At 70.8% G+C, this 25,190-nt stretch carries 20 protein-coding genes; 5 read left to right on the top strand and 15 right to left on the bottom strand.

Annotation, left to right across the window (positions count from 1 at the left end; translation table 11 throughout):
- Positions 1 to 12 precede the first annotated feature (12 nt).
- The 4 genes from ABIE67_RS19305 to ABIE67_RS19290 all read right to left on the bottom strand — a co-directional run bounded on the left by ABIE67_RS19305 (position 13) and on the right by ABIE67_RS19290 (position 4,736).
- Complete coding sequence (locus tag ABIE67_RS19305; RefSeq protein WP_370259069.1) at positions 13 to 1,071, bottom strand: plastocyanin/azurin family copper-binding protein; 1,059 nt, start codon at positions 1,069 to 1,071, stop codon at positions 13 to 15.
- Positions 1,072 to 1,098: 27 nt separating this feature from the next.
- Positions 1,099 to 2,418: a copper resistance CopC/CopD family protein gene (locus ABIE67_RS19300; RefSeq protein ID WP_370259068.1), complete on the bottom strand. Its 1,320-nt coding sequence runs from the start codon at positions 2,416 to 2,418 to the stop codon at positions 1,099 to 1,101.
- Positions 2,415 to 3,032: a hypothetical protein gene (locus tag ABIE67_RS19295; protein WP_370259067.1), complete on the bottom strand. Its 618-nt coding sequence runs from the start codon at positions 3,030 to 3,032 to the stop codon at positions 2,415 to 2,417. The genes ABIE67_RS19300 and ABIE67_RS19295 overlap by 4 nt, the downstream gene beginning before the upstream one ends.
- Before the next feature lie 360 nt (positions 3,033 to 3,392).
- Positions 3,393 to 4,736: a UDP-glucose/GDP-mannose dehydrogenase family protein gene (locus tag ABIE67_RS19290; protein WP_370259066.1), complete on the bottom strand. Its 1,344-nt coding sequence runs from the start codon at positions 4,734 to 4,736 to the stop codon at positions 3,393 to 3,395.
- Positions 4,737 to 4,926: 190 nt separating this feature from the next.
- Here ABIE67_RS19290 and ABIE67_RS19285 point away from each other — a divergent pair, with 190 nt between their 5' ends.
- Positions 4,927 to 6,084: an acyl-CoA dehydrogenase gene (locus tag ABIE67_RS19285; RefSeq protein ID WP_370259065.1), complete on the top strand. Its 1,158-nt coding sequence runs from the start codon at positions 4,927 to 4,929 to the stop codon at positions 6,082 to 6,084.
- A 145-nt stretch (positions 6,085 to 6,229) separates the two neighbouring features.
- Here ABIE67_RS19285 and ABIE67_RS19280 read toward each other — a convergent pair whose 3' ends face one another.
- Positions 6,230 to 6,787 (bottom strand): acyl-CoA thioesterase, encoded by a 558-nt coding sequence (locus tag ABIE67_RS19280; protein WP_370259064.1) that lies wholly within the window; start codon positions 6,785 to 6,787, stop codon positions 6,230 to 6,232.
- A 119-nt stretch (positions 6,788 to 6,906) separates the two neighbouring features.
- On the opposite strand from ABIE67_RS19280, the gene ABIE67_RS19275 reads away from it, so the two are divergent.
- On the top strand, positions 6,907 to 8,196 hold the full coding sequence (locus ABIE67_RS19275; protein ID WP_370259063.1) for an LCP family protein: 1,290 nt from the start codon (positions 6,907 to 6,909) through the stop codon (positions 8,194 to 8,196).
- Between the two features lie 105 nt (positions 8,197 to 8,301).
- On the opposite strand, the gene ABIE67_RS19270 is transcribed toward ABIE67_RS19275, so the two are convergent.
- The gene (locus tag ABIE67_RS19270) at positions 8,302 to 8,664 is read right to left on the bottom strand and encodes a four-helix bundle copper-binding protein (RefSeq protein ID WP_370259062.1); all 363 of its coding nucleotides are present in this window, start codon (positions 8,662 to 8,664) and stop codon (positions 8,302 to 8,304) included.
- A 224-nt stretch (positions 8,665 to 8,888) separates the two neighbouring features.
- Positions 8,889 to 10,343, bottom strand: a complete 1,455-nt coding sequence (locus ABIE67_RS19265) for an LCP family protein (protein WP_370259061.1) — start codon at positions 10,341 to 10,343, stop codon at positions 8,889 to 8,891.
- Between the two features lie 141 nt (positions 10,344 to 10,484).
- On the opposite strand from ABIE67_RS19265, the gene ABIE67_RS19260 reads away from it, so the two are divergent.
- On the top strand, positions 10,485 to 11,513 hold the full coding sequence (locus ABIE67_RS19260) for a glycosyltransferase family 2 protein (protein WP_370259060.1): 1,029 nt from the start codon (positions 10,485 to 10,487) through the stop codon (positions 11,511 to 11,513).
- Between the two features lie 21 nt (positions 11,514 to 11,534).
- On the opposite strand, the gene ABIE67_RS19255 is transcribed toward ABIE67_RS19260, so the two are convergent.
- The 4 genes from ABIE67_RS19255 to ABIE67_RS19240 form a co-directional block, all read right to left on the bottom strand.
- Positions 11,535 to 13,133 carry an LCP family protein gene (locus tag ABIE67_RS19255; protein WP_370259059.1) on the bottom strand — a complete coding sequence of 533 codons (1,599 nt, stop codon included), beginning with the start codon at positions 13,131 to 13,133 and terminating at the stop codon, positions 11,535 to 11,537.
- Positions 13,134 to 13,564: 431 nt separating this feature from the next.
- Positions 13,565 to 15,373: an LCP family protein gene (locus tag ABIE67_RS19250; protein WP_370259058.1), complete on the bottom strand. Its 1,809-nt coding sequence runs from the start codon at positions 15,371 to 15,373 to the stop codon at positions 13,565 to 13,567.
- A 224-nt stretch (positions 15,374 to 15,597) separates the two neighbouring features.
- On the bottom strand, positions 15,598 to 16,791 hold the full coding sequence (locus tag ABIE67_RS19245) for an LCP family protein (RefSeq protein WP_370259057.1): 1,194 nt from the start codon (positions 16,789 to 16,791) through the stop codon (positions 15,598 to 15,600).
- Between the two features lie 199 nt (positions 16,792 to 16,990).
- A complete protein-coding gene (locus ABIE67_RS19240; protein WP_370259056.1) occupies positions 16,991 to 17,749 on the bottom strand; it encodes a TIGR03089 family protein in 759 nt (252 codons plus the stop codon).
- Positions 17,750 to 17,872: 123 nt separating this feature from the next.
- Between ABIE67_RS19240 and ABIE67_RS19235 the strand changes: the two genes are divergently transcribed.
- Positions 17,873 to 19,363 (top strand): N-acetylmuramoyl-L-alanine amidase, encoded by a 1,491-nt coding sequence (locus tag ABIE67_RS19235; protein WP_370259055.1) that lies wholly within the window; start codon positions 17,873 to 17,875, stop codon positions 19,361 to 19,363.
- A gap of 116 nt (positions 19,364 to 19,479) precedes the next feature.
- Positions 19,480 to 20,562, top strand: a complete 1,083-nt coding sequence (locus ABIE67_RS19230) for a sugar phosphate nucleotidyltransferase (protein ID WP_370259054.1) — start codon at positions 19,480 to 19,482, stop codon at positions 20,560 to 20,562.
- 246 nt (positions 20,563 to 20,808) lie between these two features.
- Here the strand turns inward: ABIE67_RS19230 and ABIE67_RS19225 are convergent, their stop codons facing one another.
- The 4 genes from ABIE67_RS19225 to ABIE67_RS19210 all read right to left on the bottom strand — a co-directional run bounded on the left by ABIE67_RS19225 (position 20,809) and on the right by ABIE67_RS19210 (position 24,832).
- A complete protein-coding gene (locus ABIE67_RS19225) occupies positions 20,809 to 21,810 on the bottom strand; it encodes a DNA-3-methyladenine glycosylase (protein ID WP_370259053.1) in 1,002 nt (333 codons plus the stop codon).
- Positions 21,811 to 22,025: 215 nt separating this feature from the next.
- Positions 22,026 to 23,336, bottom strand: coding sequence for a coenzyme F420-0:L-glutamate ligase (locus ABIE67_RS19220; RefSeq protein ID WP_370259052.1), 1,311 nt, complete (start codon positions 23,334 to 23,336; stop codon positions 22,026 to 22,028).
- Positions 23,333 to 24,292, bottom strand: a complete 960-nt coding sequence (gene cofD / locus ABIE67_RS19215) for a 2-phospho-L-lactate transferase (protein WP_370259051.1) — start codon at positions 24,290 to 24,292, stop codon at positions 23,333 to 23,335. Before cofD ends, ABIE67_RS19220 begins: the two co-directional genes overlap by 4 nt.
- 33 nt (positions 24,293 to 24,325) lie before the next feature.
- Positions 24,326 to 24,832, bottom strand: coding sequence for a cysteine dioxygenase family protein (locus tag ABIE67_RS19210; RefSeq protein ID WP_370259050.1), 507 nt, complete (start codon positions 24,830 to 24,832; stop codon positions 24,326 to 24,328).
- Between the last annotated feature and the right edge of the window lie 358 nt (positions 24,833 to 25,190).

The following is a 25,190-nucleotide window of genomic DNA, read 5'->3' as shown; positions in this document are numbered from 1 at the left end:
GCGCGGGCGGTGTCAGCAACTGTTGGTGAGGAAGTCCTCGGTGGGGGCGAGCATGTGCTCGGCCCAGACCGTGTGCATCTGCACGTAGCTGTCGGCGTTCAGCAGGTCGGCGACCTGCTGCCCGGGCGACTCCTCCAGGTGCGCCTTGTTGACGTGGTTCAGCAGCACGCTGAGCGTGTCGTCCAGGATCGTGCCGCCGCCCTCGGTGGCGGGCTTCAGGATGCTCTCGACCCAGACCGTGTGCAGCTTGATGTACGAGTCCAGCGCCAGCGCGTCCTGCACCTGCTGGCCCGGGGAACGCTCCAGGTGGGCCGCGTTGAGGTGCTGGAGGATCGGCAGCAGCACGTTCTGGACGCTGGTGCACTGCTCGTCGCCGTCACCGGAGCCACCGCCCGACGTACCGCCGGTCGAACCACCGGAGGTGCCGCCCGTGCTGCCACCGGACGTACCACCGGAGGAGCCGCCGGACGTGCCGCCCGTGCTGCCACCGGACGTACCACCGGAGGAGCCGCCGGTCGACCCGCCGGTGGAACCCCCGGAGGACCCGCCGGACGACCCACCTGACGAACCGCCGTCGTCGGCCGCCACGACCTTCACGGACGCCACCATGTCCGGGTGCACCGCGCAGTAGTACTCGTACGTCCCGGCCGTGGTGAAGGTGTACGACCACGAGTCGCCCTGCTCCAGCGTGCCCGAGTCGAACTTCTTCGGGCCCTTGGTCGTGGTGACCGTGTGCGGCACGCTGTCGTGGTTGGTCCAGCGGACCGTCTCGCCGACCTCGACGACGAGCTGCTTCCCGTCGCCGAACTTGTTGTTCATGATGTCGACCTGGTGGTCCGGCGCCGCGGCGGCCGCCGGCTGCGCCTCCGCCGCGGCGGCAGCGGGCGCCTGAGCCGCGCCCGCCGCCGCCGTGGAGGACGCCCCGCCCGCCGAGGTGCCCGAGGCGGCCTGGAGCAGCCCCAGGCTGAGCACCGCGGTCAGCGCCGCGCCGAGTCCGGCGACCAGCAGACCCCGGTTGCCCGAGGGCGCCCGGCGGCGCGGTGCCGCGTCGCTCTCATTACCTTGTTTCAACGCAACTCCTTTGATTTTCATGGGAGTTCACTGGCCAGGGTTGGCCGTGACCAGCAGACTCGTCACGGCGAGCACGACGAGGACGAGCCCCGTCTCGGCCGCGACCGAGTAACCGAAGGGCCGCACGGTGGCGGCGTCGCCGCGCAGCAGCACGGCGAGATCGAGGCGGGTGCGCACCCACTGACGGCTGGCGAGGGCGGCCGGCAGGACGACGCCGAGGACACCGGTCTTGAGCAGCAGCAGATGCCCGTACGAGGTGTGCAGCAGGGCGTCGTACGACCCCACGACCTGCCACGCCAGCACCAGCCCGGCCGCGACGATGCCCGCCACGCTCACCGCCGCCAGCCGTGAGTAGCCCGGCACGACCTGCGCGAGCTCCCCCGCCCGGCGGCGCGGCAGCACCGCCAGCGCGAGCATGGCAAGCCCGCCGATCCACAGCGAGACGCCGAGCAGATGCACGAGGTCGGCGAGCGCGCCCCAAGTGGGCTCACCGCCCTCGGAGTTGTGGCCCGCCATGCCGGTCGCCCGCAGCAGCCCGAGACAGACGGCGAGCGCGCCGACCCGCCAGCCGGGGGAGCGGGAGGTGCCGGGCCCGCCCTGCAGCAGCGCGCTCAGCACCACCGCCGCGAGCACCCACAGCAGCACCCGGGCGGCGAACACGACGCCGGGTCCGGTGGTCAGGACGTCCACGTACGTCTCGGCGCGCAGGGCATCACGCAGGCCGCCGAGTGCGCCGTACGCGCCCTGCAGCCCGATGCTCGCCACCGACGCCAGCAGGCCGCACGTCCAGGCCAGCCCCAGCAGCGCCCGGGCCCGTGGCTCGTGTGCGCCGCGCGGCCACAGCAGCGTGACGAAGGCCAGGCCGCCGATGAACAGCGCCAGCGCCAGATAGCCGGTCCAGCGAGCGGCGACGAGGCCTTTCCGCACCAGGGGGGACGGTGCGGGTGCGGCCTCGTCGCCGCGGTCCTGGGCGGCGGCGGGCGTGCCGATGCCGAAGTCCAGCCGCCCGGAGGAGGCGTGTCCGTCCTCCTCGTCGACGACCGACCAGACGACGGCGTAGTCGCCGTCCGCCGGGTGTCCGAGGGCGGCACGTACGGTCTCGCCCTTGTGGCCCGGCACGAGGGACACCGGGAGCCGGTCGCCGTCCAGCGTCATCACGCGCACCTCGGCCACGTCGACGGCCTCGTCGAAGGTGAGGGTGAGGTGGTCGGGGACCTTCCTCAGCTCGGCGCCGTTCGCGGGGCTGGAGGTGACCAGCTCGGTGTGGGCGGAGGCCTGGGCGGTGCCCGAGAGGACGTAGAGGAGCGGGGTGAGGGCGAGGAGCGCGAGGGTGCGGCGCAGGGTCATGGCGTCCCCTCCGGGGAGGGGGTGATGCCGCCGAGGAGGGACGGGAGCGGGGCGAGGCCGACGCAGGGGGAGGGCTGCGGGGTCGGGGAGGCCTCGGAGGTGGGGTCCAGGAGGCCGACGACGGGCTCGGTGAGGCCGGTCAGGAGCGGTCCGGCGAGCCGGACCTCGCCGTCCTCGCAGGCGGCGTCGTCGGCGGGCGGGGTGGTGCCCGGCGTGGACGGGGTGGGGGAGGACGGGGGTGCGGAGCCGGAGGGGGTGGGGGAGGCGCCGTGACCCGGGTGGCCCGCGCCTGTGCCGCCGGAAGTGCCGGTGTGACCGGTGTGGTCCGTGCCCGTGCCGCCGGGGTAGTAGACGCCGGTGACGGGCAGCGCCCCGGTTCCCGCCGCGCCGCCCCCGGAGCCGCCGGCGTCGTCGGCCGGGGGCTGAGGTGCGGTGGCCTCGCCCGGGGACGAGGGGGAGGTGGCCGTGGGTGGTGGGGCGGCGGTCGTGTCGGAGGCGGTGGCGCCGATACCCGACGCGTAGCCCAGCACGACCACCACGGCGCCGACGAGCGCTCCCGCGACCAGTTCGTCACGGTGGTCCTGCGGCCACAGGGCCCGGCGGAACAGGGGCATGGTCACTCCTGGCATGGTCCGTTCAATCGGATGAACGCCGACCAGTGGAGTGGCACGCGAATTCCGCGCGGCTACACGTCAGTTAAGTGGCTGTTGCGGTGCCTCTCTTTCGGGGGGTCCCCCGTTGTGAGACCGGGTGAGACCGCCGCTATTCCGCGCAATTGCAGCTGTGGAGAATTCGCGTGCGGTCATTTCTTTTCCTTCACGCTACCCGAATAGAATTCGAAGTCGCGTGGGGATTTCAAGGAGAACGGCATATGCCCTGGCGTGGGCCTGGGGCGGGCCGCAGTGGGCCTGTCCCCCTGTGGGGGCGGGCCGTGCGAGCACAATTTTCCTGCCGGAAACACCGCCTGCCTTTTCTCAGGCCGTCGGCCGTCCCATCGCCCGATAGCTCCAGCCGGCCTTGCGCCACACCTCAGGGTCGAGCGCATTACGTCCGTCCAGAATGACCCGTGCCGTCGCGACCGCACCGAGTTCCTCCGCGTCCAGCTCGCGGAATTCCCGCCATTCCGTGAGATGCAGGACGACATCGGCGCCGCGTACCGCGTCGATCGCGGTGTCGGCGTAGCCCAGGGTCGGAAAGAGGCGGCGGGCGTTGTCCATGCCCTTGGGGTCGTAGACCGTGACCTGGCCGCCCTGGAGGTGGATCTGCCCGGCGACGTTCAGCGCGGGCGAGTCCCGTACGTCGTCCGAGTCGGGCTTGAAGGTGGCGCCGAGCACCGCGACCCGCTTGCCCAGGAAGGGCCCGCCGCCCAGTGCCTGCCGAGCAAGCTCCACCATCTGCCCGCGCTGGCGCATGTTGATCGAGTCGATCTCGCGCAGGAAGGTCAGCGCCTGGTCGGCGCCCAGCTCGCCCGCCCGGGCCATGAAGGCGCGGATGTCCTTGGGCAGACAGCCGCCGCCGAAGCCGATACCGGCCCGCAGGAACTTCCCTCCGATCCGGTCGTCGTAGCCGATGGCCTCCGCGAGCTTGGCCACATCTCCGTCGGCGGCCTCGCACACCTCCGCCATCGCGTTGATGAAGGAGATCTTGGTGGCGAGGAAGGAGTTGGCGGAGGTCTTCACCAGCTCGGCGGTGGGGAAGTCGGTGACGACGAAGGGGGAGCCGTCGGCGACCGGCGTCGTGTAGACCTCGCGCAGCAGCTTCTCGGCCCGCTCGCTGCGCACACCGACCACGATCCGGTCCGGGTGCAGCGTGTCCTGGACGGCGAAGCCCTCGCGCAGGAACTCCGGGTTCCAGGCCAGCTCGGCGTCCTCGCCGGCCGGCGCGTGCTCGGCGAGGTAGGCGGCGAGGCGGTCGGCGGAGCCGACGGGGACGGTGGACTTGCCGACGACGAGGGCGGCGTTCCTCAGATGCGGCGCGAGGGAGGCGAAGGCGGCGTCGACGTACGACATGTCACAGGCGTACTCGCCATGCCGCTGCGGCGTGTTCACGCACACGAAGTGCACATCGCCGAACTCCCCCACCTCGGCCCAGTCCATGGTGAACCGCAGCCGCCCGGTGGACCCCTCGATGCCGGCCACGTGCTTGCGCAGCAGCTCCTCCAGTCCCGGCTCGTACATCGGGACCTGGCCGCGGCGCAGCATCTCGATCTTCTCGGGCACCACGTCGAGCCCCAGCACCTCGAAGCCGAGCTCGGCCATGGCCGCGGCGTGGGTCGCGCCGAGGTAACCGGTGCCGATCACGGTGATCTTGAGGGCCATGGGGACTCCAGAAAGGGGTACGGGGGAGGTGCGCGCCCGAGCATAGTCGGAGGCTCTGAAGGGCAACTTCCCAGCTGTCGCCAAGCTCACGTACCCCTCCCGTGAGCCGACCTCTAAAATTTGAGTTACTTAACGGTAATTAGCGCCAGCACCGCACTTGCTAACCAGCGTCCTTGGAGCGTGAGAGACCTTGGCCGGATCGGCTGACTTCGACCTGTACCGCCCGTCCGAGGAGCACGACATGCTCCGTGACGCCATCCGCTCGCTGGCCGAGGCGAAGATCGCGCCGTACGCCGCCGCGGTGGACGAGGACGCGCGCTTCCCGCAGGAGGCGCTGGATGCCCTGGTCGCCAACGACCTGCACGCGGTGCACGTGCCCGAGGAGTACGGCGGCGCGGGCGCGGACGCGCTGGCCACGGTGATAGTGATCGAGGAAGTGGCCCGCGTGTGCGCGAGCTCCTCCCTCATCCCGGCCGTGAACAAGCTCGGCTCCCTGCCCGTGATCCTCTCCGGCTCCGAGGAGCTGAAGAAGAAGTACATGACCCCGCTCGCCAAGGGCGACGGCATGTTCTCGTACTGCCTCTCCGAGCCGGACGCCGGCTCCGACGCGGCCGGCATGAAGACGAAGGCCGTCCGCGACGGCGACCACTACGTCCTGAACGGCGTGAAGCGCTGGATCACCAACGCCGGCGTCTCCGACTACTACACCGTGATGGCGGTCACCGACCCGACGAAGCGCTCCAAGGGCATCAGCGCCTTCGTCGTCGAGAAGTCCGACGAGGGTGTCTCCTTCGGCGCCCCGGAGAAGAAGCTCGGCATCAAGGGCTCCCCGACCCGCGAGGTCTACCTGGACAACGTTCGCATCCCGGCGGACCGCATGATCGGCGAGGAGGGCACCGGCTTCGCCACCGCGATGCAGACGCTCGACCACACCCGCATCACCATCGCGGCGCAGGCGCTGGGCATCGCGCAGGGCGCGCTGGACTACGCCAAGGGCTACGTCCAGGAGCGCAAGCAGTTCGGCAAGCCGATCGCCGACTTCCAGGGCATCCAGTTCATGCTCGCCGACATGGCCATGAAGATCTCGGCCGCCCGCGCCCTGACGTACCAGGCGGCGGCCGCCTCACAGCGCGTCGACGCCGACCTCACCTACCTGGGCGCCGCCGCCAAGTGCTTCGCCTCGGACGTGGCGATGGAGGTCACCACGGACGCCGTCCAGCTCCTCGGCGGGTACGGCTACACCCGTGACTACCCGGTGGAGCGCATGATGCGCGACGCCAAGATCACGCAGATTTATGAGGGCACGAACCAAGTCCAGCGGATCGTGATGGCGCGGAATCTTCCGTAACGAGTCCTGCTGTAACGCGAAACCTGCTGTAAGGCGAACCCTGCTGTAACGCGAGTCCTGCTGTAACGAAGGTGATCGGGGAAAGCCCCGGTCCGGCCGTGCGGGCCGGGCCGGGGCTTCGTCGTCACGCCTCACATCCGGCGGCTCAGTCCTCGTACCCCTCAGCCGCCCGCTTCTCCCGCAGCTCCTTGATCGCGCGGCGGCGGGCCAGCCGGTGCGTGCGGCGGATGTGGGCCTCCTGGTTGCGTCGCTTGTCGCGCTCGGTCTCCGGTATCACCGGCGGGACCCGGCGCGGCTTGCCGTCGGCGTCCACCGCCGCGAAGACCAGGTAGGCCGAGCCGACCTGGGTGGGCGGGGCCGACTCGTTCCAGCGCTCGGCCAGGACCCGTACGCCGACCTCCATCGAGGTCCGGCCGGTCCAGTTGACCTGGGCCTTCACATGGACGAGGTCGCCGACGCGGACCGGCTCCAGGAAGGCCATCTCGTCCATGGACGCGGTGACGGCGGGGCCACCGCTGTGCCGTCCGGCCACCGCGCCCGCCGCGTCGTCGACCAGTTTCATGATCACCCCGCCGTGCACCGTCCCCAGCAGGTTGGTGTCGTTGTGGCTCATGATGTGGCTCAGGGTGGTGCGGGAGGCCGACGTCGGCTTGCCCGGGATCTCCGGTGTGCCCGACTCCGGGGCGGTGACCTGGTCTGTCATGGCCTCCACCTTATGCCGACCCGACATTCGCGGACTTTGTGTTGGGTTCGCAACAGCCGTGCCTCTATTTTCCCCCGAACCTTGTAAGGCACCCGGCCGTGCCCTGCACACTGGGGCGCATGAATGACTGGCCCGGTGGATGGTCCGACGACAATCGCGGTAACCGCTACGGACGCGGCAGCTCGAGCGCACAGCCCGAGGGAGCACGCGTGATGCGGCAGGTCCGCCGCGGTCCGGCGGCGCCGCCCGGCCAGGGATACGGCGGGGTGCCGCAGCAGCCGTCGTACGTGAACGGCCAGGGCCACGGCGGCTACGGCGACGACGACGGGTACGACAGCGGCTACAACACCGGGCAGGTCTACGGCGGCTCCGGCGGCTCCGGCGGCCCGGGCGGCCCCGGCGGCAGAGGGACGCGCGAGCCGCGTCCCGCGCCGAACTGGCGGCGCCGTATCAAGGTCACCACGATCACGCTCGTGACGCTGCTGGTCGTGACGAGCGTCGCCACCTACTTCTGGGCCGACGGCAAGCTCAACCGCGAGGTCGACCTGTCCAAGGTCATCGACCGGCCGGAGGCGGGCGAGGGCACGAACTACCTGATCGTCGGCTCCGACAGCCGTGAGGGCATGTCCGCCGAGGAGAAGAAGAACCTGCACACCGGGTCCGCCGAGGGCAAGCGCACGGACTCGATGATGATCCTGCACACCGGCAGCAACGGCCCGACGCTGATATCGCTGCCGCGTGACTCGGACGTCGAGATCCCGACCTTCGTGGGCTCCGAGTCCGGCAAGACCTACCAGGGCACGGGCCGGCACGTGAAGCTGAACGCCGCGTACGCCGAGGACGGCCCGGAGCTGCTGGTCCGCACGGTCGAGTACAACACCGGCCTGCACATCGACCACTACGTCGAGATCGGCTTCGCGGGCTTCGCGAACATCGTGGACTCGGTCGGCGGTGTCGAGATCGACATCCCGCAGGACATCAAGGACTCCAAGTCCGGCGCGGACTTCAAGAAGGGCAAGCAGACCCTGAACGGCGAGGAGGCGCTCGCCTTCGTCCGTACCCGGTACGCGCTGGCCGGCTCCGACCTGGACCGCACGAAGAACCAGCAGAAGTTCCTCTCGGCCCTGGCCAACCAGGTGGCGACGCCGGGCACGATCCTCAACCCGTTCAAGCTGTACCCGACCATGGGTGCGGGGCTGGACTCCCTGATCGTCGACAAGGACATGGGCCTGTTCGACCTGGCGGACATGTTCTGGTCGATGAAGGGCGTCAGCGGCGGCGAGGGCAAGTCGATGAACATGCCGATCTCCGGCTCCACGGGCGGCAACCTCGTCTGGGACAAGGCGAAGGTGAAGACGCTGGTGGAGCAGCTGAAGAACGACGAGACGGTGACCGTCTCCAGCAACTGAGCCGACGGCAGCACCGACCGGCAGAACCCAGGACAGACAGAACCCAGGACAGACAGCATCGAGGGCACCCGGAACCGGGTGCCCTCGACCGCTGTCAGGCGACCGTCACATCGTGGCGCCCGCCATCGCGCGGCAGGTGGTGGCGCAGCGGCGACACGCCTCCGCGCAGCGCATCATCTGCGGATCGTCCGGCATGGACATACACGCCTCGGCGCACATCTCACAGGCCTTGGCGCACATCGCGCACATCTCGGCCGACATCGGCGAGCGGCGCATCATCATGTCCGCGCACATGCGGGTCGTCTCGGCGCAGTCCATGAGCGCCCGCATGATCTGCATCTGAGCCTGGCCGCCCATCTGCATGCAGGAGCTCATGGTCTCCTCGCAGATGCCGTGGCAGGTCATGCACGCGTCGACGCAGTCCTGCATCTCCTTGCTCATGGCAGGCATGGTTCCGGGCTGGGTCATGGCTCCTCCTGGGGGGTGCGGGAGCCCGGGGCGGGCCCCGTGCCCTTCCGTCCTACGCCCGCCCACCGCACCGCGCCATCGGGCGGACACGAACAATTCACACCAGATGCCGCACGAGCCAACGTGCCCGGCATTCCGCCAAAGGCACGCCGTACGGGTCCATTGAGGTTATGGCCCGCTGCCGAACCGGCCGGCTCAGCCGCCCCGGTGCGGAGCGCGAAGGCCTACGAGCAGCCCGCCTCGTCCCCCCGCACCACGATGGACTGGCCCTGCGTCGGGTCCTCCGCCCGTACCTTCCGCACCTTCTCGAAGTCCGCCCCGAGGACGACCTTCAGCGTCGGCCCCAGCCCCTTCACCGCCCGCAGTTCACTCCCCGGCAGTGCGGCAGCCAGCGACTTGGCCGAGCGGTCCCAGCCGGGGTCGTGGGCGACGACCGTGCGCTTCACCGCGCGGTCCTGCGCGGTCGCCGGGTGTCCCGTCGTGCGGAACCCGGTCGCCGCCAGCGCCGCGTCGACGCGCTCGCCGAGGCCGTTCTCCTTGGTGCCGTTCTCCACCTGGACGCGGATCTGCTGCGGGGCGACCTCCACCGGGACCGCCTTGCGCTTCGGCCGGTGCGCGGACAGCGGCTGGTCCTCGCGCAGGGCCCGGAAGAGGCGTTCGGCCTGGGCGGTGTCCCACTTCACCGTGGAGCCGACGCCCTTCACCTCGTACTCCAGCTGCCCGATCGGCACGGTCGTGAACTCCGACGACGACGGCGAGAAGTTCCGCATCGCCCGCCCCAGGTCGAGCAGCTCGCCCGTCCCGAAGCCCTTGTCGGCCCGCACCGAGCCCAGCACGGCCCGCGTCACGTCCCGGAACCTCATCGGGTTCAGCAGGATCCCGGACGACGTCGCCCGCTCGACCAGGGCCGCCATGAACCGCTGCTGGCGGTGCACCCGGCCCAGGTCGGAGTCGCTGTCGACATGCCGTGCGCGGACGTACTGCAACGCCTCGCCGCCCATCAGCCGGTGCCGGCCGGCCGGCAGGTCCAGCCCGGTGTACGAGTCCTTCAGGGGCTCGGCGGTGCAGATCTGCACGCCGCCCACCACGTCCACCGTCTTCATGAAGCTGGTGAAGTCGACCTCCAGATAGTGGTCGATCTTGACGTGGGTCATGTGCTCGACCGTGCGCACGGTGAGGTTCGGACCGCCCTCCGCGTACGCCGCGTTGATCTTGATGGCATGGGCCTTGCGCCCCTCACCGGCGGGCACCTCGGCGTACGAGTCGCGCGGCAGGCTCACCACGCTCGCCCGCTCCCGGTCCTCCGAGATGTGCACGATCATGATCGTGTCGGTGCAGTGACAGGGCGCGCCGCCCAGCCGGTACTTGCGCCGCTCCTCCGCGCTGACGCGGTCGCGGCCGTCCGTGCCCACGAGCAGGACGTTCATCCCGTGCCCGGCCTGCGGCCGGTTCTTCATGTCCTTGAACGGGTCCACGCGCGCGATCTTCGCGTCCAGGCTGGTGACCACCGCGTGCCCGATGCCGGCCGAGGCGAGGACCACGACCGACAGCGTGGTCACCGCCCGCATGGCCCAGCGCGGCCGCTTGCGCCGTCCGGACGCGACCGGCCGCGCCCCGCCACGGGACGGCTGCGGGCTGCGCTGCGGCGGGGCGGAAGAGCGGCGGGGCGGCGTGGGCATGGGGGGATACCTCCGCTGGGGTTGCCCTGGGGGCCGTACGTGGGATCCGTGAGCACCGTAGGCCCATACGATCTGCAGCCCGGGGCAGCGACCCCGGCGGGGCGCACCGCTGTCCCCCGTTCGCGGTAACGTGAGCCCCCTATGAACGCCAAGCCCGACGTGCAGCTCCCCGCCGTGTCCGTCATCATGCCCGTCCTGAACGAGGAGCGGCATCTGCGCGGAGCCGTCCAAGCGATCCTTGCGCAGGAGTACGCCGGCGAGATGGAGGTCGTGATCGCCCTCGGTCCGTCCACGGACCGTACGGACGAGATCGCCGCCGAGCTCGTACGGGACGACTCCCGCGTCCACACCGTCCCGAACCCCACCGGCCGCACCCCCGCCGCCCTCAACGCCGCGATCAAGGCCTCCCGCCACCCGATCGTCGTCCGCGTCGACGGCCACGGGATCCTCTCGCCGAACTACATCGCCACCGCCGTACGGCTCCTGGAGGAGACCGGCGCGCAGAACGTCGGCGGCATCATGCACGCCGAGGGCGAGAACGACTGGGAGCACGCCGTCGCGGCCGCGATGACCTCGAAGATCGGGGTCGGGAACGCGGCCTTCCACACCGGCGGCGCGGCCCAGTCGGCCGAGACCGTCTACCTCGGCGTCTTCCGGCGCGAGGCCCTGGAGCAACAGGGCGGCTACAACGAGGAGTTCATCCGCGCCCAGGACTGGGAGCTCAACTTCCGGATCCGGGAAGCGGGCGGGCTCATCTGGTTCTCGCCCGAGCTGAAGGTGTCGTACCGCCCGAGGCCCTCGGTGAAGGCCCTCGCCAAGCAGTACAAGGACTACGGCCGCTGGCGCCACGTCGTCGCCCGCTACCACGCCGGCTCCATCAACCTGCGCTATCTCGCCCCGCCGACGGCGGTGTGCGCGATCGCGGCGGGCCTGGTGCTGGGCGTCGCGGTGACCCCGTGGGCCCTGGTGGTCCCAGGCGGCTACCTCGCGGCCATCACCGCCGGCTCGCTCCCGGCCGGCAAGGGCCTCCCGCTGAAGGCACGCCTGCAGATCCCGGTCGCCCTCGCCACCATGCACATGTCCTGGGGCTACGGCTTCCTGACCAGCCCGCGTTCCCTGGCGAAGAAGGTCATCGCCTCCCGCCGCCCGGCCGTGCTCAGCGCCAACTGAGCCCGCCGGCGGGGGAGCCCGTCACCAGGTGAACGCCGGGTTCACCTTCATGCAGGCCTTGGTGTCGGAGGCGTTCAGCGCCTCCGCCGTGTCCGGCGTCTTGTCGTCCTCCTTCGGCGCCTTGTACGCCGTACCCTTCCGCCAGTCGGCGCCGACGACGAGCGTGACGCCGGAGACGTTCGTGGACTTCTCCACGGCACTGGTGGGGATGCCGAGTGCCTTGGCGACCCGCTGGGCGTCGCCCTCCAGGTCGGCACTCGGATAGCGGACGAGCGTCGTGTCCTCGACCGGCGTGGTCGAGGCGTCCGCCACGGCCTGGGTGAAGCCCTTGCCCACGAGCAGCCCGGCGACGGTGGTCGCGCGGCCGGAGGCCGGGGCGAGGGTGTCGGTGCGGGTGCCGTTCTGCACCTGGACGGCGATCGCGTCGTCCGCCGCGGCCGGGTCGGTGGAAGCCTTCTCCTCGGTGGGCTTCTTCTTGTCCTTGCCGTCGAGGGCGACGTCCTCACGCACCAGCCGGAACAGCTTGGTCGCGTCCTCGGTGGGCACCACCCGGCCGGTCTGAATCGTGTCGTACGCGTTGGGCATCGTCGTCATGGTGATGCGCGACGTCGGCACCTTCTTGAGCTCGCCCGCCAGGTCGTACAGCTTCGCCACCGTGCCCAGGCCCGGGTCGACCGTGAGCGCCTTGGTGGCCGCCTCGGCGAGGGAGCGCAGCTTGCCCGGGTTGCTGAGCTTGGCGCTCTTGCGCAGCTCGCGGACCATCGAGTTCATGTACTGGTGCTGCGCCTTGGCGCGGGCAAGGTCGCTGCCGTCCTCGAAGCCGTACCGGGTGCGCAGCCACTGCAGGGCCTGCTCGCCCTTGACGTAGGTCGTGCCCTTCTCCAGCTTCAGCCCGGAGCCGTGGCCCTCGCTGTCCTTGGAGTGGATGTTGGCGTTCACACAGACCGGGACGCCGCCTATCGCGTCCGCCATCGACACCACACCGGAGAAGTCGATCATCATGAAGTGGTCGATGTGGATGTCGGTCAGCTTCTCCCACGTCACCACCGTGCACCCCGGCCCGCCGCGGCCGAGCGACCGGTTCGTCATCTGGCGGTCGAGGGCCTTGTAGACCTCGCCGCTGTCCGGGTCCGTGCACTTGGGGATGTCCACCAGCGTGTCGCGCGGCATGCTCACGACCGACATGTTGGTGCGGTCGGCGGAGACGTGCAGCAGCATCTGCACATCGGCGAGCGGGGTGCCGCCGAACGTCTCCTTGGCGCCGCCGAGTTTCTGGTTCTCCTTGCTGTCCCGCGCGTCCGAGCCGATCAGCAGGATGTTCAGCGGTGTCTGACCGGCCGCGTTCGCCTCGGTCTCGGCGGCGCGGTCCTTCGCGTCGCCGATGTTGAGGTCGTCCTTCTTCAGGTTGTCGTTGAGGTGCTGGTAGTAGAGATACCCGGCACCCGCGGTGCCCAGTATCACCACCGCCAGAACCGTCGCCGACCAGCGCAGCACCCGCCGTGCGGGGCGCCTTCCGTCGGTTCCGCGGCCGCGCCTGCGCCCCCCGCCACCGTGCCGGCCGCCCTGGTCGGCCGGCGTGTCCTGGTCGGCCCGCGGGGTGAGGGACATGGTGTCCCCCATCGCGGGGGCCTCCCCTCGCACACTGCTCTGCGCCAACTCTCTGCCCTTCCCCACCCTTGGCCGCATACGGCTTCGCTCCGCCCCGGACCTCCCTGTCCGGTGCGGTGCGCACCATGTCAGACCACCCTGTCCGGCACCGCTTCGCAACCTGTCAGACCTCTGTGGGTCCGAACCGGGTTGGCCACGCGTCGGCAAAATCCACGCCGGGTACGGCCACGTGCCGTGCCCGGCCAACGCCGGCCGACGCACCGGTGTCGAGTGTCAGACCAACGAGCGTCCGGGACAGTTGCGTTCCCCGCCGCAGATTTCGTGAGCCGCACCTTTCCTGGGCGGCAGCTTGCGTGCGCCGCGGACGCCGTGCGCCGCGGATGCCGTACCGGGAGCGGGCCCGTCTCACTCCAAGTCGGATGTGGGACGGGCCCGGTGGGCCGCTACTGCGCGCACTCGACCTTGTCGGCCGTGGACTTCTCCACGTCGGGCGCCTTCGTCGGGGCCGTGAGCGACACGCCCGCCCCCTTGAAGTCCTTGCCCAGTGTCAGGGTCATCGTGGGCAGGCCCTGGGAGTTGGTCACGCTCTTGCCGGGCTTCATCGCGGAACCGGAGAGCCCCATGATGGCGGCGAGCCGGCGTGCCTGGTCCGCCTGGTCCGGCGCGTACTCGAGCGTCGTCTTCGACAGCGTCGCCGGGGCGTTGCCCGCGTTCTCCGACTTGGTCACGTTCTCCTCGGTCTGCAGCCAGGAGAGGGTCTCCTGGGCGCTGCCCGCGGGAGCCCCGCCGTTGAAGACCTGCACCCGCACCTCGGAGGCGGCGGCCTTGGTGCCCTTGAGCCGGGCGGCCACGGCGGCGGCCTCCTTCTTCTTCTGCTGCTTGACGGCGGTGAAGGAGACGTCGTTCTGGATCGCCTGGAAGACCTGGGGAGCCGTCGTCTCGTTGAGCACGACGGTCGCCTTCACCTTCTCGGCCGGGTTGTCGATCACCGGAATCGTGGTGAAGGTCAGGTTCTTGGTGTTGAGCTTGCCCAGCTCCAGACCGAGGTCCTTCAGCTTGTCGATGCTGTCCAGGTTGCTGTCGACGGTCAGCGCCTTCGTACCCGCCTCGGCCAGCTTGATCATCTTGGTCGGGCTGCTGAGCGTGTCGTTGGACTTCAGCTTCCGCATCAGCGCGCTGAGGAACTGCTGCTGGAGCCCGATCCGGCTCAGGTCACCGCCGAAGCCGACGGAGTGCCGGGTGCGGACGAAGGCCAGCGCCTGCTCGCCCTCGATGACGTGCTTGCCCTCCGACAGCTTGAGGTGCGAGTCCGGGTCGTCGATGTCCTTGGCCAGGCACACCTCGACGCCGCCGACCGCCGTCGTCAGGGTCTTCACCGCGTTGAAGTCGGCCACCATGAAGTTGTCCGGCTTGATCCCGGTCAGCTCGGTGACCGTCCGCATGGTGCAGCTGGGCGTACGGCCCTCCTGGCCGAGGCTGGTGTTGAAGCGGACACCGGTCTCGCCCGGGATGACCTTCTGGGTGCCGTCCTCCTGCGTGGTCTGGCAGTCCGGGATGTCGACGATCAGGTCGCGCGGGATGCTGAGCGCGGTCGCGTTCGAGCGGTCCTTGGAGACGTGCAGCAGGATCGTGGTGTCGGCGTGCCCGGCGCTGCCCGAGTCGCCGTACTTGTCGTTGCCCGCGCCCGTGCGCTTGTCCGTGCCGATGAGCAGGATGTTGATGGCCTTGTCCTTCGAGAAGCCACCGGTGCTCGCGCCGTCGTCGGAGACGGACTGGATGTTGTCGTTGAGGTGCTCGAGGTAGAGGTACCCGCCGACGGCGGCGGCGAGCACCACGAACGCCGTCACACCGCCGGTCCAGAGCAGGGCCTTCTTCGCCTTGTTCTTCTTCGCCGGCCGACGACCGCGCCTCCCCGCCGAGGGCTCCTCGGGCGCGCCTCGGCGTCTGCGCTGCGAGGGGACCTCACGGCCGGGCGCGGTGCGGTCCGGACGTGGCTCGCGGCCGTCTCGGCCCGGGGCGGCGGTCCGGCTGCGTACGGCACCTCCGGCACCGGCGCTCGTCGCGGCCCCGGCGCTCGGGCCGGCCGCGCGTGCGGCGGCGCCGGGCCGGGAGGCGGATCTGCGAGGTCCCGGAACCGACGACTGCGGTGCGGAAGGAGTCAGTCGCAGTTCGTATTCACCGGTGTTCGGATTGAGCACCCACTGGTCTGCGGGATCGATGTCGTCCGCCCGCCCACGGCCTTGCGCGTCCACGGTTGTCTGAATCCTCCGTCGGGGCCACGCGGCGCCTACCCCCTCCAAGGCGCTCGGGTCTCGGTCAAACAGTGCGCAAGCCTAACTACGGCCGGGTGCACCGGATCGCTCACACTATCCGCCCAGTTCAGCGTCAAGCGACGACGGTGACAAATTCCACGTCCCTACAACTGGGCAATCCGGCGCATTTCTTTGAACTGGGGTTCGTCGACTTGGTGAGCGCTTTACCTGCAGGGGTTCTCGGCGGCGGTGTTGCCGCGAAAGGTGGGTGTCGGGGAGGAGGGGGCCGCGGGCTCGCCCGGCTCGTCGCCGTCGGGCTTTTTGGCGCTGTTGTGGGAACTCCTGTGCGAAGAACCCTGGGGTAGCCCCTGGGACGTTTCGGGCGAATTCACTACTTTCACCGGAGCGTCGATCCGCAGTCGTTCGAAGAGCCGCTCCGCTTCGGGCTCCACGAGTTGATCGCGATTGGCGTTGTATATGTACGACTCCCGAGGGACCGTGAGAAATTGCACGCGTTCGGTGGGGATGTCGCGCACCCCGCGGGCGAGTTCGTACAAACCGCGCAAAGTGGCCAGGGGCGGGTCGGTGGTGAGGGAGGAGGTCGCGGCGTCCAGGACGGGGTAGAGCCTGACCGGATTCAGTAGGACGTTGTTGCTCTGCACCTTGTGCACGAGCGCGGCGAGGAAGCGCTGCTGGCGCTCCATGCGGTCGGTGTCGCTGCCGTCGCCGAGGGACTTGCGGGCGCGGACGTAGCCGAGCGCCTGCTCGCCGTTGAGCGTCACCTTTCCGGCCGGGAGCCGCAGTTTTGCGGCCTTGTCGTCGATGGGCTTCGCGAGGCAGATCTCGACGCCGTCGACGGCGTCGACCATCTCCTTGAAACCGTGGAAGTCGACGACCACGTGGTGGTCGATGCGGATGTCGGTGAGCCGCTCCACGGTGCGGATCGTGCAGGCCGAACCGCCCTTCTGGAAGGCGTAGTTGAACATCGCGAACATCGGCTCGGTGCGGGTGCCGTCGCGGCGGCGGCAGCCGGGGACGTCCACCATCAGGTCGCGGGGTATCGATACCGCGGTGGCGCTGCGGCGCTCGGCGGAGAGGTGCAGCAGGATGGTGGTGTCGGACCGCTCGGTACCGGAGTCGCGTCCGTAGCGCCGGTTCGCCCGGCCCGCTCGCGAGTCCGAGCCGATGAGCAGGATGTTCTGGGCGTCGCGCACGAGTGAGGTGGGGCGCTCCTTCTCGTACCGGGCGAGTTCGGCGGCGGCGGCCTCGTCGGGCGTGATGTTGGAGTCGAGCTTGGCGTACACGGCCCATCCGACTCCGGCGGCGGCGACGAGTATGAGCCCTACGCCGAGGGCTCCGCGCCGCGCCCACCGCCGTACCGGCCCCCTTCTGCTGCGCGCGCGTGCGGTGTCGGTCACGGCTGGGTCCACCCCTCAGTGCGTGCTGCGTGTGGTGTGGGCTGCTGTTACGACCATGGCTTGGATGGGGGGCGGGGGGTGGGTGGTGGGGGGCCGAACGGGTTACGGGTGCCTGCGGCGGCCGGACATTCCAGGCCCGGCCTGACGGCGCACAGGCGTGCCGGACTCCGCGACGCCGCCATGATCCAAACGACAGGCCCTAGCGGCGGGCCGTCGTCGTTACGCGTTCGGTGTCGATGCGCTTGGCCAGGGCGTCCTCGGGGAGGGAGTCGAGGTGGCGGCACAGGACGACCGAGCCGTGGGTCGCGAGGGGGGCGTACAGCCCGGCGTTGAGGCCCTCCCAGGTGTCGTACGGCAGGGCGGAGAGGATCCGTGAGCCGGGGCCCGTGAGGCCCAGCGCTGTTGCCTCGGCGCGGGCGCGTTCGACGACCTCGGCGCCGCTGAACTCCCGGCCGGCCACGATGAGGGCCGGGTCCTCCGGATCGACCGGAGCGTAGGGGGTGAAACGGTCGCCCTGGCTCGGTACCTCCACGGCGTAGTCGGCGAAGCCGGCCGGGGGCTGCGGGAAGCGGCCGCCCAGTGGGCGTAGCGCCAAGGCGATCCGCTCGCCGCGGCAGGCCTGCGCGGCCTCCAGGCTCTCCGGTCCGCTCACGACCACGTCGGCCGCCGCCGGGTTCCCGCCGATGTCCGCGATCGTGCCCACCGACGAACACGCCAGCAGCCACACCGCCGTCTGCCAGTGCGCGGGCAGCAGCAGCGTGACCCGGTCACCCGGTCCGGCGCCGAGGTCGCCCTGGAGCAGGTTCGCGGTCTTGGCCACCCAATTGGCGAAGGTGGCCACGGACAATTCGACGCGTTCCCCGGTGGCGTCGTCGTAGAAGGTCACCAGGGGGCGTCCGGGATCCGCGGCGAGCGCGGAACGCAGCAGGTCGGCAGGGGTGCGATCGGTGGCGTTCACCCGCGCAAGCGTACGCGGGAGGGCGGGGGCGTACCCGTTGGTGGGGGCAGCCGCTCGCCACCGGTTCGGGCCAGTCTCAGGTCGACGTCTCGTCAGTTCCCCGTTGGACAGGTTTGTATGACTATGTCCAACATCAGGGGTATGCGTGGATTCCTTGCTTCCTCAATCGGTGTCACGTGCGCGGCCGTTCTCACCCTCCCGCTCATCCCACCCGCCGTCGCGACGACCGCGAGACCGGCGCTCGGAGCGGAAGTGGCCACGAGCGGGCGGGCGGTGGCCGGGCCGGCGGTGCGTCAGGAGGGCGCGGAGCCGTCCGTTCCCGGCAGCACCCAGTCCCTGCCCCTCGTCTCCTCCGCCCGTGACCGCGATGCCGGTGACCCTGCCGAACAAGGGCTGTCCCCCGGCGACGTACGGCACTTCTCCCTCGTCGGCGTCACCTGGGACACCCCGGACAACGAATTGCACGGCCGCGTCCAGGTCCGTACCCGCTCCGTCGGCACGGGCAAGTGGTCCGGCTGGCAGGACCTCGATACGCACAACAGCGCACACGCGGCCGACCCGGGCACCGACGAGCCCGCCTCGGGCCGGGTGCGCGGCTCCACGGCGCCGTTGTGGGTCGGCGAGTCGGACGGTGTGGAAGTGCGGGTCACGGCGGAGCCCGCCGGGCCCCGGCCGACCGACGGACCCGAGGACGAGGTGCGGGGCGGCGGTGACGACTCGACGGCCCACCCCGAGGGTGCCGCCACGCTCCCCGCGGGCCTCCGCCTCGAACTCGTCGACCCCGGTGAGCCCGCCCCCGAGAAGGTGGACCCCGCCGGCGCCCCCCGTCCCGGATCGCTGAACCCCGAGACCGTCGAGACCGCCGAGGTCCTCGCCGCCTCCGGCGCCAACGCCGAACTCGCCCCCGTCGGCGCCGCCGAGATCCCCGCGCTCGGCCGGGCCGCGACCGAACGGGAGCTGTTGGCCCTGCGCGGCAACGAGTTGACGGAGGCCCAGCGGGCGAAGCCGTACATCGGACCGCGGCCGCGCATCGTCACACGGCGCGGCTGGGGCGCGAACGAGGGGTGGCGGGAGCGGCAGTTCTCCTACACGAAGAAGGTGAAGGCGGCCTTCGTGCACCACACGGCGACCGGCAGCAAGTACTCGTGCTCGCAGGCCCCCTCGCTCATTCGCGGTATCTACCGCTACCACGTCAAGAGCATGGGCTGGCGCGATGTCGGCTACAACTTCCTCGTCGACAAGTGCGGAAACATCTACGAGGGCCGTGCCGGGGGAGTGGCGAAGCCCGTCCTGGGTGCCCACACCCTCGGTTTCAACTCCAACAGCATGGGGATCGCCGTCCTCGGCAGCTACGGCACCACCAAGCCGACCAACGCCTCGGTGAAGGCCGTGGCCCGGCTCACCGCCTGGAAGCTGGGCCTGTACGGCGCCAATCCGCGCGGAAAGACATACCTGACGTCCGGCGGTGGCAATCTCTACCGAAAGGGAAAGAACGTACGACTGAATGTGATCTCCGGCCATCGGGACGGCTACTCCACGGAGTGCCCCGGACGGCAGCTCTACCGCAAGCTCGGCTCGGCCCGCGCCTCGGCGGCCCGCTACCAGGGTCGCTGAGCCGACACGGAACCGCGGAGTACCGCACTGCCGTCGAGAGGGCCGTACAACGGTCTGCATACACTGGCCGGTCGAAAGACAGTTCGGCCGGTCCCGGCAGGAAGCAGAGACGACAGGTGACAGAAGCGATCCTCCTGGTCGGCGGCAAGGGCACTCGGCTGCGCCCGCTCACCGTGCACACGCCGAAGCCCATGGTCCCGGCGGCCGGGGTCCCGTTCCTCACGCACCAGTTGGCGAGAGCGAGAGCGGCGGGCGTGGACCACATCGTCCTGGCGACGTCGTACCTGGCCGAGGTCTTCGAGCCGTACTTCGGCGACGGCTCGGCGCTCGGTCTCCACCTGGAGTACGTCACGGAGGAGGAGCCCCTCGGCACGGGCGGCGCGATCCGCAACGTGGCGTCCCGTCTCCACTCCGGCCCCGACGACCCGGTCCTGATCTTCAACGGCGACATCCTGACCGGCCTGGACATCAGGGCCCTGGTCCGCACGCACGAGACGACGGGCGCGGACGTCTCCCTCCACCTCACGAAGGTCACGGACCCGAGGGCGTACGGCCTGGTCCCCACGGACGACACGGGCCGAGTGACAGCGTTCCTGGAGAAGCCCCAGACCCCCGAGGAGATCGTCACCGACCAGATCAACGCGGGCGCCTACGTCTTCCGCCGCTCGGTCATCGACACGATCCCCGCGGGCCGCCCGGTCTCGGTGGAACGCGAGACCTTCCCCGACCTCCTCTCGGCCGGGGCCCACTTGCAGGGCATGGTCGACTCCACGTACTGGCTCGACCTGGGCACGCCGGCCGCCTTCGTCCGAGGCTCGGCCGACCTCGTCCTGGGCCGCGCCCCTTCCCCCGCCGTCCCCGGCCGCTGCGGCGACCGCCTGGTCCTCCCCACGGCCACCGTGGCCCCCGACGCCAAGCTGACCGGCGGCACCGTGGTGGGCGAGGGCGCCTTCGTCGCCGAGGGCGCCCGCGTCTTCGGCAGCACCATCCTCCCGGGCGCCGTCATCGAACCCGGCGCGATCATCACCGACTCCCTCATCGGCACCCGCGCCCGCGTAGGCGAACGCTCCGTCCTCACCGGCACGGTCATCGGCGACGGCGCGGTGATCGGCGCCGACAACGAGCTGAGGGAGGGCGTACGGGTGTGGTGCGACGCGCGGATCCCGGCGGGGTCGGTGCGGTTCTCGTCGGATGTGTAGCGAAGCCCGCTCCGCCGCACGGCTGCTGACGCCCACGCTCCGCTCGGCCTCACGGTCGGAGGCGGTCACTCTGGGCGCCGGTCCGGGCATCTCCAGCCCGTCCGGCGTTTGAGGACGAGGCCTTTCGGGCCGAAGCGGGGGTGCAGGGGGCGGCAGCCCCCTGGCGGGGTCGAAGGGGCGGAGCCCCTTCAGGGATGGGACGGGTAGGGGCGGCGGGGCGAGCAGAGCCGGGGCCCCACCCACCCCTCACAACCGCCCGATATCCCCTCGCGGCATCCGCGGAGCCCGCCGCGCCGGCACCCGCCCACTCAACAAGATCAACCGAGCCGCCCGATGCCGCTGCCCCGCATACGGCTCCAACAACTCCAGCATCACCGAGTCGTCCGCATCCCGATCCCCCGCGAGCGCCCACCCCACGATCCCCGGCAGATGCAGATCCCCCACCGTCACCGCATCCGCCGCCCCATGACTCCGCTGCACCACCTCCGCCGACGTCCACGGCCCGATCCCCGGCACCACCTCCAACCGAGCCTGCGCCTCAGCCGGAGGCATCCGCACCGCCTCCTCCAGCCGCGCGGCAACCCGCACGGCCCGCAGAATCGTGGACGCCCGCTTGTTGTCGACCCCGGCCCGATGCCACTCCCAGGACGGAATCAGCCGCCACTCCGCCGCGTCCGGCATCACACACATCCGCCCCGGCGCGGGCCCCGGCGCCGGTTCCCCGAACTTCCGCACCAGCAACCGCCACGCCCGATACGCCTCATCGGCCGTGACCTTCTGCTCCAGAATCGACGGAATCAACGACTCCAGCACCAGCCCGGTCCGCGTCAACCGCAGCCCCGGCCGCCGATGCCGAGTCACCGCCAGCAGCCGATGCCGCGGCACGAAGGCGGACGGATCGTCGGCGGCCCCGAGCAACTCCGGCAACTGCTCCAGCAGCCACTCGGCCCCCGGCCCCCAGGCCTCGCCCCGCACCGCGGCCCCCCGCGCGGCGACCCGCAGAGTCCCGGCCCCGGCAGGCGTACGGCAGGCCCGCCACACGGACCCGTCCGGCATCGCCCGGAACGTCGGATCCCCCGGCCCACGCCTCAGCGGCCCCAGCACCAGCCCGAGATCGAGCGGCCCGTCCGGCACCACCGTCCGCACCCTCCCCGGCGCGACAGCCTGCCGCGGCACACCCGCGGACACGGCGACATGCCCACCGCGCACGGTCGTACGCGTGGGCCGCGGATCGAAACGTCCTGCCACGGGTGAGGTCCTAGGAGTGCTGGGGGAGCGGAAGGGTCGTACGAGCATGAGTACCGGAGGCCCTACGAAGACGAGCTTCGGAGAGCACGAAGACGAGCTTCGACGAGCACGAAGACGAGCTTCGACGAGCACGAAGACGAGCTTCGACGAGCACGAAGACAAGCCCCGTAGAGCTCCTACGAGCGTAGGCCCTACCAGTCCCTACCCGCCCCGCCTCAGCGAACCTCGATGAAAGCCCCCGCATCCCGCTCCGGCCGCGCCCGCGGCTCCTCCGCCGGATGACCGACGGCCACCGCCCCCATCGGATCCCAGTCCCCCGGCAGCCCCAGCACCTCCCGTACGACCTCCCGGCAGAACATCGTCGACGACACCCACGCCGAGCCCAGCCGCTCCCCGGCCAGCGCCACCAGGAGGTTCTGCACTCCGGCCCCGGTCGCGACGACGAACATCTCCCGCTCGGCACCGTCCCGCCGCGCGTCGCCGTACGTGTGCGAACCGTCCATGACCAGGCAGGGCACCACCAGGTACGGCGCGTTCCGCAGGACGTCCCCGCGTCGCACCCGCTTGGCGATGGACTCCTCGCTCTTGCCGTCCCGCCGCAGATCGGCGATCCACGCGTCCCGCATCGCGTCGAGCAGCCGCGTCCGCGACTCCTCCGACTCCAGCAGCACGAACCGCCACGGTGTGGTGTGGTGCGGCGCCGGAGCGGTGACAGCCGCCGCGACCGCCCGTCGCACGGCCCCGGGGTCCACGGGCTCGTCCGTGAAGGCCCGTACGGTACGCCGCTGGGTGACCGCCTCCCGTACGGCCTCCGACGTCCCCAGCCGGAACATGTCGTCACGCGCGCCGCGCACCAGGGCCCGCGCCCCCTCGCCGTGGTCCTCGGCCACCGTGTGCGCCAGCCCGCGCACGACGGCGACGGGCAGCCCGGCGGCCTTGCCCTTGACCAGGTCACCGGCGGCGGCCAGCTCGTCCGCCGTCGCCACGACGGTCGCGCTGAGCGGATTGCCGTACGCGTCCGTGCCCCCGCGCAGATCGTCGAGTACGCGGATGCCGGCGGCGCCGATCGCGACATCGGTGAGCCCGGCACGCCAGGGCCGCCCGAAGGTGTCGGTGACGACGACCCCGACCTCGACGCCGAGGGCGTCCCGCAGCCCGTCCCGGATCGCCCGTGCGGACGCGTCCGGGTCCTCGGGCAGCAACAGCACGGTCCCGGCGGGGGTGTTGGAGGCGTCGACCCCGGCGGCGGCCATCACGAGCCCCTGCCGGTTCTCGACGATACGGAGGGCGCCGCGGCGCGCCACGACCCGCACGGTCTCCGCGTCGATCGCGGCCTCCCGGTCGGCCGCCTCGACGATCCGCCCCTCGGCCTTGGACACGATCTTCGAGGTGACGAGGAGCACGTCTCCGTCGACGAGGCCGGGTTCGGCGGCGGCGATCAGTTTGGCGAGGTCGTCGCCCTGCCGGACCTCGGGAATCCCGGAGACGGCCCAGACCCGGTAGCCGTCGGCAGACACCTCGCTCAAGCCCCCCGCACCTCCTCCGCCAGCGTCAGCGCCTCCCTGGCCATCCGCGCGGTCGCGTCGAGGTCGGTCATCATCAGCGGCACGGCCCGGCAGCGGATCCCGGCCGCCTCGACCCGCTCCACGGAAGCCGCGTCCACGGTGTCGACGAGCCAGCCGTCGAGGAGTCCCGAGCCGTAGTGCTCGGCGACCGCGGAGGCCGTCGACTCCACGCCGACCGCCGCGAGCACCTTGTCGGCCATCCCGCGCACGGGCGCGTCCCCGACGATCGGGGAGAGCCCGACGACCGGCACTCCGGCGTCGGCGATCGCCTCGCGGATGCCGGGCACGGCGAGGATCGTGCCGACCGAGACGACCGGGTTGGACGGCGGGAAGAGGATGACGTCGGCGTCGGCGATCGCCTCCAGGACGCCCGGCGCCGGCTTGGCCTGCTCCGCGCCGACCGGCACGATCGCCTCGGCCGGCACCGAGGCGCGCAGCCGCACCCAGTACTCCTGGAAGTGAACGGCCCTGCGTTCGCCGTCCACCTCGACCGCGACATGCGTCTCGACGCGGTCGTCGGTCATGGGGATGAGACGGACTCCCGGCTTCCAGCGGTCGCAGAGCGCCTCCGTCACCGCGCTCAGCGGGTATCCGGCGCCGATCATCTGCGTCCGCACGATGTGCGTGGCGAAGTCCCGGTCGCCGAGCCCGAACCACTCCGGCCCCACGCCGTACGCCGCGAGCTCCTCCTTGAGGTGGAAGGTCTCGTCGGCCCGGCCCCAGCCCTGCTCCTCGTTGATGCCGCCGCCGAGCGTGTACATCACCGTATCGAGGTCCGGGCAGACCTTCAGCCCGAAGAGGTGGATGTCGTCCCCGGTGTTGCCGATGACCGTGATGTCCGCGTCCTGCGCGGCCCGCTTCAGACCGCGCAGGAACCGGGCACCACCGATGCCGCCTGCCAGAACCACAATGCGCATGGGAGCAGTCTTGCAGGCGGGTACGACAACGCGTCAGGCAGTCACGGGACGCGGCTCGGTGCGCGCCTCGCAGGCCGCCGGGGTGTGCATCGGCATCTCCGTGAGGCCCGGGTAGTACACGTGCAGGCTCACCGCCGGCTCCAGCGCGTCGTTCACGACCTCGTGCGTGTAGCCCGGTGCGAACACCCGCTGTGCCCCCGCCGCCAGCACGCGCGTGCCGCGTTCCGTGCGCTCGGTCAGCGTGCCGTCCAGGACGGTCAGCACGCCGGAGGACCGGCCGTGGTCGTGCAGGCCGCTGGCCTGTCCGGGAACCCAGGACAGCAGCCACACCTCGTAGCCCGGGCCCGTGTGCAGCCGGTGGTACCAGCGCGTGGTCGCGTCGTACCGGACGAGGTGCTCCCACTGCGACCGGTCGTCGGCGATGGAGCGGGCCAGGCCGACGAACTCGGCGACGGTGGCCGGGTGCTCGCGGGGTGCCTGGAGGAGGTGCGGGACTTCGAGGATGTCGCCGGCGATCTGGAGGTCGCTGTCGCTGTTCATGGGGTGCGGTGGTTCCTCAGTGAAGGAAGGTCAGAGGGGAACGAGAGCCGAGAGACAGGTGGCTCGGCCTACAGCTGGAGCAGGTGTGAAGCTCAACAGCTGGGACAGCAACAGCTACAGCGAGCGCGGGCAGCACCGTGGGACCCGGCGGTGCGGGTCGAGGTGAGTGCCGAGTTCGCGAGCATGCCCACAAGGACATCGGTTTGCACCTCTAGTGTCAACTCGGCGCCCGTTATGTGGGACATGTTTCACCTCATCCGGTTCATCTCCGTGGCGAAAGGTTTGTTCATGAGGTGGTCGGGACACATGGCGCACAACCGGGCGCATGAGCGTCGTTGTGATCCTGTGATCCGACTGT

Origin of the sequence: Streptomyces sp. V4I8 (assembly GCF_041261225.1) — a bacterium.
In the GTDB taxonomy this organism is placed as follows: Bacteria; Actinomycetota; Actinomycetes; order Streptomycetales; family Streptomycetaceae; genus Streptomyces.
Note: the sequence above shows the minus strand (reverse complement) of the source record. Positions and strands in the feature narration are given on the sequence as shown.

Excerpts from the sequence above, each read along its gene's own strand:
- ABIE67_RS19300 (WP_370259068.1), bottom strand. The coding sequence starts at position 2,418 with ATGACCCTGCGCCGCACCCTCGCGCTCCTCGCCCTCACCCCGCTCCTC.
- ABIE67_RS19295 (WP_370259067.1), bottom strand. The coding sequence starts at position 3,032 with ATGCCCCTGTTCCGCCGGGCCCTGTGGCCGCAGGACCACCGTGACGAA.
- ABIE67_RS19290 (WP_370259066.1), bottom strand. The coding sequence starts at position 4,736 with ATGGCCCTCAAGATCACCGTGATCGGCACCGGTTACCTCGGCGCGACC.
- ABIE67_RS19280 (WP_370259064.1), bottom strand. The coding sequence starts at position 6,787 with ATGACAGACCAGGTCACCGCCCCGGAGTCGGGCACACCGGAGATCCCG.
- ABIE67_RS19275 (WP_370259063.1), top strand. The coding sequence starts at position 6,907 with ATGAATGACTGGCCCGGTGGATGGTCCGACGACAATCGCGGTAACCGC.
- ABIE67_RS19270 (WP_370259062.1), bottom strand. The coding sequence starts at position 8,664 with ATGACCCAGCCCGGAACCATGCCTGCCATGAGCAAGGAGATGCAGGAC.
- ABIE67_RS19265 (WP_370259061.1), bottom strand. The coding sequence starts at position 10,343 with ATGCCCACGCCGCCCCGCCGCTCTTCCGCCCCGCCGCAGCGCAGCCCG.
- ABIE67_RS19260 (WP_370259060.1), top strand. The coding sequence starts at position 10,485 with ATGAACGCCAAGCCCGACGTGCAGCTCCCCGCCGTGTCCGTCATCATG.
- ABIE67_RS19255 (WP_370259059.1), bottom strand. The coding sequence starts at position 13,133 with ATGGGGGACACCATGTCCCTCACCCCGCGGGCCGACCAGGACACGCCG.
- ABIE67_RS19235 (WP_370259055.1), top strand. The coding sequence starts at position 17,873 with ATGTCCAACATCAGGGGTATGCGTGGATTCCTTGCTTCCTCAATCGGT.
- cofD (WP_370259051.1), bottom strand. The coding sequence starts at position 24,292 with ATGCGCATTGTGGTTCTGGCAGGCGGCATCGGTGGTGCCCGGTTCCTG.
- ABIE67_RS19210 (WP_370259050.1), bottom strand. The coding sequence starts at position 24,832 with ATGAACAGCGACAGCGACCTCCAGATCGCCGGCGACATCCTCGAAGTC.